The sequence below is a fragment of the Candidatus Cloacimonadaceae bacterium genome, assembly GCA_030693415.1.
GTDB lineage: Bacteria > Cloacimonadota > Cloacimonadia > Cloacimonadales > Cloacimonadaceae > JAUYAR01.
The window spans coordinates 26,153-36,889 of the sequence record JAUYAR010000154.1 but is presented as its reverse complement, the minus strand read 5'-3'; the positions used below and the strand labels follow the sequence as shown (position 1 = coordinate 36,889).

Sequence of the window (10,737 nt, the reverse complement as noted above, 5' to 3'; positions counted from 1 at the left end):
CGCAAATCAGACCGTTTTCGACATCCTCAATAACACGCATTTTAAAAGCCATGCTATAACGATTTACGGGCTTCTTTTCTTTCATTTTCTCTTCTCCTTAGAAGTTGATTTGGTGTCAACTTTTTTAGGACGGGACATCTTCCCCCTTAGCAATACGGAATCAATACGGACTCATTACGGACTAAGTCCGTATTGATTCCGTATTGCTAAGGAGGCAGGGCAGGATGCCGATCCTGCGTAGAATGCTGCAATGACTTAGCCTGTAATGAGTTAGCCTGCTATGTGTTAGTTTTTGGCTTTGGTAACCTGTCTGCCAACTCCAGACTTTGACAGCCAAAAAATGACTTAATGCAGGCATGAGCAGGGAACTTGTTTGAAGAGTTGAGAACTGCACCGCTTGCAGCTAATCGCTGCATTGTCGAGATCAAATCTTGTAATCTTGATATTCTGAAGATTTCTCTTGACAGATTCTTAAGATATTCAATCATGGCATTGAAAATGTCAAGGAGATGAATATGGATATTTTAAATTGTCCGTTGTGTCACGGTGCTTTGGTCGTGAAGGAATATCACTGCCGGGCTTGCGCTGTGTCCTATAATGGCGAATTTGAGCGTGGTTGGCCCGAGCTTTTGAGGCCTGAGCAGCTTGAGTTCGTGAAGACATTTATCCTGGTTCAGGGCAACATCAAAGAGATGGAAAAGCGCCTGAAAATTTCCTACCCAACCGTCAAAAACAGACTGGTGGAGATCATCCGCCGCATTGGAAAAAACAACCCCGCCTCCACCGGATACGAAGATATACTATGCGACCTTGAGGAAGGTTTCATCAAGGTGGAGGACGCAATCGCAATGATAGAAACAAGGAGAAAACAATGAAAGCCATGAAACTCAGACACGTATTCAACTATGTGGGCATCGAGAAAGTGATGATCCGAAATTATCTGGCACCGCTTTCGATCCTGCCGTCCGAAACGGACAAAGTGGAACTAACCGGAGATCTGTATCTCGTCGATCCCGCCGAAGATTTTGACTTTGAGGAATACGTCAGCGCCTCATTCAATGAAACCGAGCTCAAGATCGAATTAGATGAGCTTTCCGAGCTCGAACAGGGGTTTTTCAGCCTGGGGAAATCCTCGATCAGCCTGATGATCCCCAAGGGAGTGAAACTGAGCGTGGAAACCGACAACCTTCCCTTGAGCGTTCAAAACCTGGACGTTGATCTAGAGATCAGCAACGAAAACGGACCGGTGATGATCAATAACTGCCACGGCAAGAAGAAGATCGAAAGTGAAAACGGTCCGGTCAAATTGCATAACTGCGAAGGTGATTTGGATATCGAACTGGAAAACGGACCCCTTTCCGCGGAAGCAATGAGCGGAGATCAAATCATCATCAAATCCGAAAACGGCCCCGTTAAACTACGTGCCGCTTGCTTCAAAGCAGTGGAGATCGAGAACGAAAACGGAGTCATCTATTATGAGACCTTACCCGTCGAAGGCGGAAACTTCCGTTTTGAAAACGAAAACGGAATCGTGCATCTGGTTCTGCCGGAAGACTTTGACTTTGAGCTAAATGCCAAAACCGCGCTCGGAACGTTGAAGAGCAAGATCGACATCCAAATCACCCGCGATGACGACAGTTTCCACATGATCCGCGGAACTGGAGACACCAAGATCGAGATCATTACCGAAAACGGCATGATCAAACTGAGCTCGGACGGACACATGAACCTCAGCTTTCTGATGATGAAACTCGCACAGCTAAAGGATGGCATCAACATCACCATGTCCGACCAAGACAAGGAAAAAGTGATGAAATTGATGGAAAACATCAGTGCCTACGTTGAAAAGACGGTGAAATCCATTGACGAAGAAAAGATCCAAAGCACGATCATCGATGCCATCGGCAAGTTGAAAGAAACCGTGAGTGGATTTGATGTCTATGAGACCAAGGACAAGGTCGTCTCCAACGTCGATAAGATTAGTAAAGAGATCGGCGAGAGTTTTCAGGAGATTATCAAAGTCTTCAAGGAAAAGGTGGCGTCGGAATTTAAAAAAGAGCGGCTACAGGAACATTTCCACGGTGAAAAGGATATGTTTAAGAACTATTTCAAAAAGGTCTTTGATTCACCCTTGATCAAACCCTATCTGGGCGGCGATCTGAGCGACAAGGAAAAAGACTTGGTCAATGAGCGCAGCCGCATCAAAATCCTCGAAATGCTGGAAGCGGGAAAGATCACTTCCGAGGAAGCAGAGCGTCTTCTGAAAGCGATCAGCAAAGAATAAGCTTGACAGAAAGACGGCTCATCAAAGTTTGAACAAACACGGTCGGGATGTAGCGCAGTCCGGTTAGCGCGCTCGGTTCGGGACCGAGAGGTCGGAGGTTCGAATCCTCTCATCCCGACCATTGTTTTTTTGACAGCATACAGTGTGTCGGCAAGCCTAAAGAGATGCCGAATTTGCGCATTGGGAAGCCGAACTCCGATTCGGCTTTGGTTTGCCAAGCTGTGGGGAATCGGAATTCCCCACCCCCAAGCCCTTCATTTGGAGAAAAATGTCCGAACCAAAACAGAACTTCGCATATTACCTGCGGCTCCTTTATCCATACGTGAAAAAGGACAGGGGATTGCTTTATTTCGGGCTCTTTGCCATGTTGTTGACCTCGGCGTTGCAGCTCGTGGATCCGCTGATCCTGGCGATGATCGTGGACAAGAGCATCCCTTCGGGAAACGTGAACCAGATGTTCAACTATGGTTTCCTGTTCATGGGTGTGGTGCTCGTATCGGGCTTGCTTTCCTATCTCCAGGTCGTGCTATTGTCGCGGCTCGGAATCAAAGTCATCACCAATTTCAAAGCCAAAGTCTTCAGCCATCTGCTCAAGCTGCCGATCCAGTGGTTCAACCGCAAACCGGTGGGAGAATTGATTGCCCGCGTTGAAAGCGACAGCGAGCGCGTAAAGGTACTGTTTTCAGAGCTTTCCATCCGCATAATCGGCAACGTGATCTTCTTCTTTGGCGTATTTATCGTACTCTTTTTGCGCGAGTGGCGGATCACGATCTTCATATTGCCTGCGGTGATCGCCACTATCGTTTTATACTATTATCTGATCCGATATATCTCAAAGTTCTATAAGCAGATACGTGAGCGCTACGCGGATATAACCGCAAAGATTACGGATTACGTTCAGGGCATGCCCATCATCCAGGCTTTGAACCGTCAGGACAAGATCATCATTGATCTGGAGCGCTGTTCGGCTGCCAAGATGAAGCTGGAAAGACGCACTTCCTTTTTGGAATATGGCTCTCAGAGCATTTTTATGTTTATCTTCAACGTGCTCTTCATCGTTGTCGTGATCAAGCTTTCCGCGCCAAAGATCATTAGCGGAGCGGTGACCATCGGCACTTTGATCGTCTTTATCCAATACATCTATCGCATGATCTGGCCGCTGCTGCACATATCCGAAAACGTGATGCAGATCCAACGTTCCTTTGTTTCCCTGAAACGCATATTGGAGCTGACGGAACTGGAGACTGAGGATGAGCTTTTCACCGGCAGGATCGTTCCTTCCTTTGAAAAAGAGATCGTTTTTGAAAACGTGTGGTTTGCCTACAATGACGAAGAATGGGTTTTGAAAGACGTCTCCTTTTGCATCCCCAAAGGTGGAAAGATTGCTCTGGTAGGCGCTTCTGGCAGTGGCAAGACGACCACCGTGAGCCTGCTCTGCGGCTTCTATCCCATCCAAAAGGGAAGAATTCTCGTGGACGGAACTCCGCTCTCTGAAACTGATTTCAGAGCCTGGCGCAAAAAGGTCGGGCTAATTTTGCAGGATATTTTCCTCTTTCCGGGCAGCATCCTTGAAAACGTGAGAGTCTATAACGATCTTGTTCCCGAAGCCAAAGTCAAAGAAGCGATCAACATCGTGCAAATGGACGACTTTATCCGCAACCAGGGCAACGGACTGCATACCGAACTCGCGGAACGCGGACAAAACATCTCACAGGGCGAGAAACAACTGATCAGCTTTGCCCGAGCGCTGGCTTTCGACGCCGAACTGATCGTGATGGACGAAGCCACAGCTTCCATCGATCCGCAGACCGAAGCCAAGATCCAACGCACCATGCACAAGGTCTTTGCAAACGCTACGGCGGTCGTGGTGGCGCATCGTCTCACTTCGGTTTTGGATGCCGACGAGATACTCTTTTTCAGCGAAGGCGAGATTATCGATCGCGGTACGCACCAAGCTATGATGCTTTCTTCAATGGAGTATCGCAAACTGGTTGAGCTGCAAATGCTTGGCAAGGAGAATCGGGTTGAATAAGAACCTCAAATGGGTGTTTAGGCAATGGATGACGCAAAAGGGGTTCGTTTTGCTCATGCTTGTCTTCACGCTTGGCAGTTCCGCGGTTTCCATCGCCTATCCGATTGTTTTCAGAAAGCTGATCGACATCCTGCAAAGGACGACCACTCTCGTCCCTGAATTGCGTGGTGATCAAATGGCTGCCGTGAACCGCGTGATCATGCTCTTCCTTGCCATCGGGATCGCGCAGCTTGTGACCGGTTTCTATCCAGCTTTGAGAGGTTGGATGAACGTTCGTTTCGAGCATCGGCTGCGCATATTCTATTTCAGGTTCGTCACTCAAAAGGACTTCACTTTTTTCCAGAAATACCGCACCGGCGACGTTGTCACAAGGCTCACGGACGATCTCAGCGATTTTCCCAAGATCAGTTGGTTTCTCTGCTCTGGGATCTTTCGCGCGGTCAATTCATTCAGTCTGATCCTCTTTAGCCTCATTGTGATGTTTAGCATCAATCCGCGTCTGACCCTACTTTCGATCGCTCCGCTACCGCTGATGATGGTGGTTTTCTATTTTACCTCGGATCGCCTGTATAAGAATTTTGAGCGCAATCAACAAGCGATCAGCGCCATCAACAGTCAGCTCGAAATGAGCTTTTCCGGCATACGCATCGTCAAGGCTTTCGTGAGCGAAGAGAAGTATAACCGCTTTTTCGACGTCGCGCTGGCAAAGCGTTTCAAGACCGAAATGAGCGTGGTGAAACTGAACGCCATCCTGCATCTGATCTATGAGTACATCGATTATATTGCGCTGGTGGGAGTGATCCTTTTTGGCGGATATATGGCAGTGAAGGGACATATCACTGCTGGCACTTTCTTCCTGTTCTACAGCTACTTGAGCATGATTATCTATCCGCTATTAGATCTCCCGCAGCTATTTGTTTCCGGCAGGCAGGCGTTTGTCAATATCGACCGCCTCGAAGAAATGAAGGACTTCCCTACTTTCAACCAATCGTCGGCAGGGATCAGAAAGGTGGAAGGCTTTGACCATCTTCGCTTTAACAAAGTGGGATGTTCCTATCCAGGCAAGAATGAAGAGGTCATCAGCGATTGCGACTTCACCCTTGATAAAGGTGAAAAGCTGCTTATCCTTGGCGCCACCGGTGCAGGAAAATCCACGATCGCGAACCTGATCATGGGATTGATTCAACCTACTCAGGGACATCTCTTTATCAATGATATAGACTACCAAAGCATCGATCTTACCAGCCTGAGGGACATCGTTGCCTACGTGCCTCAGGAGCCGGTTCTCTTTAGCGGAACCATTCGTGAAAACATCGGCTTCACGCTGGATGTAACTGACGTGTTTGAATACTCCAAAGCGGTCAAAACCTCCCAGCTCGAAGCTGAGATCGCAGCTTTCCCCAATCAGGACGAAACTCTTGTCGGACAGCGCGGTTTGGGCGTTTCCGGAGGTCAGAAACAAAGGATTACCATCGCCCGTGCACTGATCAAACAACCTCAATTGCTTATTCTGGATGATATTACCGCAAGTCTGGACGCCGAAAACGAGGAAAAGCTCTGGCAACAGATCAATGCCAATTATCCGGGTATCGCTGCAGTGGTGATCTCACACCGGCTTTCGACCTTGCGTTATGTGGATCAGGTGCTTTTCATCGATTACAATGGGTTCTGCCACAAAGGCACGCATGAGGAATTGGTGTTTAGCAACAAGGAATACCACGACTTCCTGCACGAACACCTCAGGGAAAGTTAGGCTCCCCTTATCTTGTAGCGCAGCATGCCATTGCTGCGAAAACGATGATCTAACTGGAGATGTTTTTGCGCAGCAGGATCGGGATTCCCCGAAAGGTTCAAGGACAAGCTCTGCTCTGTCTTTAGCTCAGTTCAGATAGAACCAACGGATCGAAGCGTGCATGGATGCTGGAATTGGATAAACTCCATAGATGTCGGCATCGCCGATGTTTTTCAAGGCAAAGCTGATTTCAAAAAGATTCGTGATCCGCACACCAGCCCAAAGATCCACTGCCGCGCTTGCTTCCACTTTGAACATAGCAGATTCCATACTCCGAAAATCCGAATGCCCCAAAACCCCCACGCCGGCGAAGATGGCATTGTTATATGGCAGTTCGCGAGTGAGAATCAGAGAGTTTTGGGATTGCCATTGCGGATGTTCACGCAGGATATCGATTTCCTCCTGCCACCTCGTATCTTGTTTCAGATCAAGCAGATAGTTGCCAATTCTCTTGCTTAATTTGAGTGTCGCTGAGCCATATAGGAAAGGATATTCCGCACTGATTGTGTCATCGGTCAGTCCTTCCGATTGGATGGCCGATCTTTGTCCAAAAGCGCCCTCGATTACAAGCCCGGATATGCCGGCATAGGACATCGCCCCAACCAATTCGCTTTTTAGGCTTTTGGACGCGAGTTGCCTGGTCTCCCCAGGAGTGTAGATATCTGCCGTGCTATAAAGAGGCTCTCTTTTATCCAAGTTATAGAATCCTTCCAATCCAAAAAGAAAAAAGCCCAAAGCGGTGGAAAGCTCTGCGTCCAGCAGATAGCTCTCATAGTCATTGAGTTCCGCTTTCAGCCTGGCGTTGAAGTTTTTTTGGCTGCGATCGAAAGCGACCTGGAGTTTGTCCTCAAAATCCGCCACCGCATCAAAGTTGCGCTTGCTTTCCAGATGTTCATAACCCATCGAGAATTGATTTCCAAATAGGTTAAATGCTCTTCCGGCTTTGATTTGCGTGCTGTTCAGTTTCAGATTGGTATGAAAGATGTTGGATTTCGCCACTTCGTTGATGCGCAAAACTTCGATATCGATGATCGGATTGCGCAGAGCCGCATAGATATGCTCATAGTTGTGATCGACGGAAAAAAGCGCGCTCCGCCAATAAGCGGGTAGCAATTGGATCATGGAAACGCCACGGGAAAAATCGGCATATTCGGTTTCCAGCCTGATGGATTTGACTATGGGAACCGAAAGATAGTGTTTCATCGAAGATTGAGCGGAGTTTTGCTGTTCCCACCATCCGTTTTGCGCCATAAATCCAAGCGTGTAAAAGAACCCCGGCACACCAAAAAGCTCGTTCTTGGCAAATGATCCGCGTGCGAAACGGTGGTCATAATCCCCCAGTCCGGTTTGCAGATCGGTCAAAGCGATGTGAAACGGATAGACGCGGTTTTCATAGTTACCGGTCTCGTTTTGTGTATAGAATGCCTGATAATATGAGTCATAAAGCGTGGAGGAGAAAAGCGTGGCTGGATGCGTGAAGCCCAGACGCCGGGTTTGCCGGTCGATGTTATTCAAACCGCTGTGCATAAAGAACCCGCGATAGGCATAGCATGGCTTGGAAAAGGGACTTTCACCAATTTGGCGGGGGGAAAAAAGGTCAAACGCGTCTCTTTGGGATTTGATCCAGATGTCGATGCGTTTTTTAAGCGGATCTGTCGAAACCGGTGTCTCCCTTGGTTTGATTTCACTTGCGAACATTGGAGCGGGGGTTTCCTGTTTCAAAGAGACAATGAAACGTCTCACTCCTGTCGGTAAGTTCTTATCCTTGAGTTGAAAAACAGCCAACCCTCGCTCCAATAAGGCTCTCAGCTCCTGTTTCTCATCGAAGATGCTGATCAAAATTATCCTGCCCTCTGTATCAAGCTCGCCCACGAAGACCAATTCGGCGGGCTCATAGTTTTTTTCCCAGCCGGAGGGGACATTCAATACAAAGTCACGTAAGATCAGAGGCGCGACATCACCTTGCGCAAGAAGAACCTGCGTCCCAAGGCAGACAAGCAGAAGGATCAGAGCCAGCCGTGTTTTTGATACCATTGATAAGTTTCCAAGAGGTTTTCTTTCAGGCGTGGAATGGGTTCCCAGCCAAGCAGGCGCTTTGCTTTGTCGATGCTGCAAGTCCAATTTGGCGCCATCACTTCCTTCATTTTTTGCACACCAACCACAGTTGGCTTTCTCCGAACACGGCTCAAAATCTCTCCGACGTGGAAGATCGCCTTTGCCAGAGGATCGGGAAGCGGAATGCGTATGGTTTCAATCTTCATTATATGAGCAATGTAGGTAGATATTTGGGACTGGTGATAGACCTTGCCGTCAGAGGCGAAAAATATCTCGCGAAACGCCTTGGGATTATCGATGCAGAGATTGACAAAGTCTAACAGTTCAGTCATATAGATCATGTTTACACCGCGCTCCTTAAAGCCGATTTGAAGGTCAATTCCATTCTTGAGAGCCTTGAACAATTTGAGAAAATCACGGTCTCCCCCCCCGTAAACCGGAACCGGACGAATGATCGTCCATGCGATAGCGCAATGTGTCTGGATCATTCTCTCCGCCAATAACTTGGATCTTCCATACCAGGTGACCGGCGCGGGCAGATCGGTTTCAGTAATCAATTCTCCGCTCAAAGATGGACGCGAAGCCGATTGGGAGCTGATAAAAATGAATTGCTTGATTCCGGGACAGGCGTTGACGGCATTTAGCACGGCGCGCGTAGTGGTGACGTTGGCCTCGATCATTTGATTGAAAGTGAGGGTGCGCGTCTTTCCGGCATTGTGGATCACGATATCGCGATCCGCAAAAGCAGTTTGTAAAGCCTGGTGATCATCGTAGTCTATTTTGACAATGGAAACGCGGGGATCAATAAGAGCCGCATCCCCTTGCATACGCATCAACGCGCAAATCTCATGACCTTGATCAAGGAAATAGTTTGCAATGTTGCTTCCGAGGAATCCGTTGGCTCCGGTGACGGCTATTTTCATCATCCATCCGTTAGTTCATTTTTAAAAGTTTGAGTGGTGGGCGCTAAGGGATTTGAACCCCCGACATCTTGCGTGTAAAGCAAGCGCTCTGCCAACTGAGCTAAGCGCCCACAACTATGAAAAATCTGGTCGGGGTGAGAGGATTCGAACCTCCGACTCCTGGTTCCCAAAACCAGTGCGCTAACCAAGCTGCGCTACACCCCGCTGTCGGGTCAAGGAAAACAGACACCCTTTCTTGTCAAGCGCAAATATCGCAAGCCACCGCAGAAATCCAGTTTGCACGCTCTGACCCGCATATTCTTGGTAAAGGATAAAAATGAGACTGTTCAACTATTCCTTGGTTGGCTTTTGTAACCTAAAGACCGGAGATATCTTATCCAAGCCAAAACTACTGCATTGTAAGTTAACTCTTTGCTGGCTAACTCATTGCATGTTTCTCAGCAGCATCGGCTTGCTGCGCTTCCTCCTTAGCATTACGGAGTCAATACGGACTTAGTCCGTATTGACTCCGTATTGATTCCGTAATGCAAAGGGGGAAGATTTTATGTAGCGCAGCATGTCCCGATGCTGCGGAAACGAGGTACTGTTTGAATGGTTTTTCCCCTCGCAGGATCGGCATCCTGCGCTACTGCGAAAATAATAACCGACTATCCTCAGACCACTATTTCTCGATGAAACCTACAAATATAGGGAAGTATCGTTGGAGATTTTGAACAGTCTCTAAAAATCGCACATACTGACACAAATAATTTACTTGACCATTATCAGCACCTGGATTTTACAGTTCGTTATTAAAATACCATGGGGTGTCCAATGAAATTCGTCTTGGCTGTAATGAGCATATTGATGCTGGCGGGGGCTTGCTCAAAGCAGAGTTTTGACTATCCCGCCAGGCATAGCGATCCCACCAAAGAGACTATCCTTATCGGAATTCTCAAGGGTGCGGATAGCAATTACAAGCGTGGAATCATCAAGCAAATCGACGCAGATTTTGCCGATGATTTCAACGTCGAAGTGATTTCTATCAAGAACTTTAAGGATATCCAAGACCGCGACTATGCCGCATTACTCGTGATGGAACAGGTCAAAGCCGGGCTGTTGCTCAATCACGGCATGAAGGATATTGCCAAAAAGGGGGATAAGAAAAACACGATCTTCATCGTCAGCGCTGGCAATCCCAAGTGGAAGTGGAAACGCGAAGACGTCAAAGTGATCACTTCCGCCACCCGAAATGATAACCCGAATCTCTTTTATCAGGAACTGAAAATCATGTTGGAAAGAGTCCTTGAAGATGGAATCTGAACCACAACCCAGCCTTAAAATCAAGCTACGCGTCTCTTACTAAGTTGCTGAGTGATTCTTTTTGTTTGCGCGGGGGACAAACGAGCGGATGATATGGTGATGGGCAGGTGCATTTGAGGTAAGATCTGCAGTGTAGAGATCAGATAAGATTCCACCATCCAATATCTTATCCTCTCATTGTATAATAATTACGGCATCGCTCGCATATTTCTGCTTGACAAATAAAGCGCGATTTTGAGAGTGGCTCAATCAAAGTCAATCACGACTTGGGGCATTAGCTCAGCTGGGAGAGCGCATGACTGGCAGTCATGAGGTCAGCGGTTCGATCCCGCTATGCTCCACCAATTTA

The 10,737-nt window shown here is 47.8% G+C and carries 7 protein-coding genes and 4 tRNA genes; 7 read left to right on the top strand and 4 right to left on the bottom strand.

From position 1 onward, the window contains the following. Positions 1-515: 515 nt before the first annotated feature. The 5 genes from Q8M98_09825 (at position 516) to Q8M98_09805 (ending at position 6,069) form a co-directional block, all read left to right on the top strand. Positions 516-875, top strand: coding sequence for a DUF2089 family protein (locus tag Q8M98_09825; protein MDP3115053.1), 360 nt, complete (start codon positions 516-518; stop codon positions 873-875). After that, positions 872-2,284: a DUF4097 family beta strand repeat-containing protein gene (locus tag Q8M98_09820; protein ID MDP3115052.1), complete on the top strand. Its 1,413-nt coding sequence runs from the start codon at positions 872-874 to the stop codon at positions 2,282-2,284. The genes Q8M98_09825 and Q8M98_09820 overlap by 4 nt, the downstream gene beginning before the upstream one ends. A gap of 43 nt (positions 2,285-2,327) precedes the next feature. After that, positions 2,328-2,405 (top strand) — tRNA-Pro (locus Q8M98_09815). Between the two features lie 147 nt (positions 2,406-2,552). Beyond that, positions 2,553-4,316, top strand: a complete 1,764-nt coding sequence (locus tag Q8M98_09810) for an ABC transporter ATP-binding protein (GenBank protein MDP3115051.1) — start codon at positions 2,553-2,555, stop codon at positions 4,314-4,316. After that, positions 4,309-6,069 carry an ABC transporter ATP-binding protein gene (locus Q8M98_09805; GenBank protein ID MDP3115050.1) on the top strand — a complete coding sequence of 587 codons (1,761 nt, stop codon included), beginning with the start codon at positions 4,309-4,311 and terminating at the stop codon, positions 6,067-6,069. Before Q8M98_09810 ends, Q8M98_09805 begins: the two co-directional genes overlap by 8 nt. 126 nt (positions 6,070-6,195) lie before the next feature. Here Q8M98_09805 and Q8M98_09800 read toward each other — a convergent pair whose 3' ends face one another. The 4 genes from Q8M98_09800 to Q8M98_09785 form a co-directional block, all read right to left on the bottom strand. Beyond that, complete coding sequence (locus tag Q8M98_09800) at positions 6,196-8,142, bottom strand: hypothetical protein (protein ID MDP3115049.1); 1,947 nt, start codon at positions 8,140-8,142, stop codon at positions 6,196-6,198. Beyond that, entirely contained in the window at positions 8,115-9,086 is a 972-nt protein-coding gene (locus tag Q8M98_09795) for an NAD-dependent epimerase/dehydratase family protein (GenBank protein MDP3115048.1), read from the bottom strand. Before Q8M98_09795 ends, Q8M98_09800 begins: the two co-directional genes overlap by 28 nt. A 34-nt stretch (positions 9,087-9,120) precedes the next feature. Continuing rightward, positions 9,121-9,196: transfer RNA gene (locus Q8M98_09790), tRNA-Val, on the bottom strand. Positions 9,197-9,212: 16 nt separating this feature from the next. After that, a tRNA-Pro gene (locus tag Q8M98_09785) sits at positions 9,213-9,290 on the bottom strand. Between the two features lie 609 nt (positions 9,291-9,899). Between Q8M98_09785 and Q8M98_09780 the strand changes: the two genes are divergently transcribed. Then, positions 9,900-10,388, top strand: a complete 489-nt coding sequence (locus Q8M98_09780; GenBank protein MDP3115047.1) for a hypothetical protein — start codon at positions 9,900-9,902, stop codon at positions 10,386-10,388. Between the two features lie 268 nt (positions 10,389-10,656). Further along, positions 10,657-10,732 (top strand) — tRNA-Ala (locus tag Q8M98_09775). Positions 10,733-10,737 lie beyond the last annotated feature (5 nt).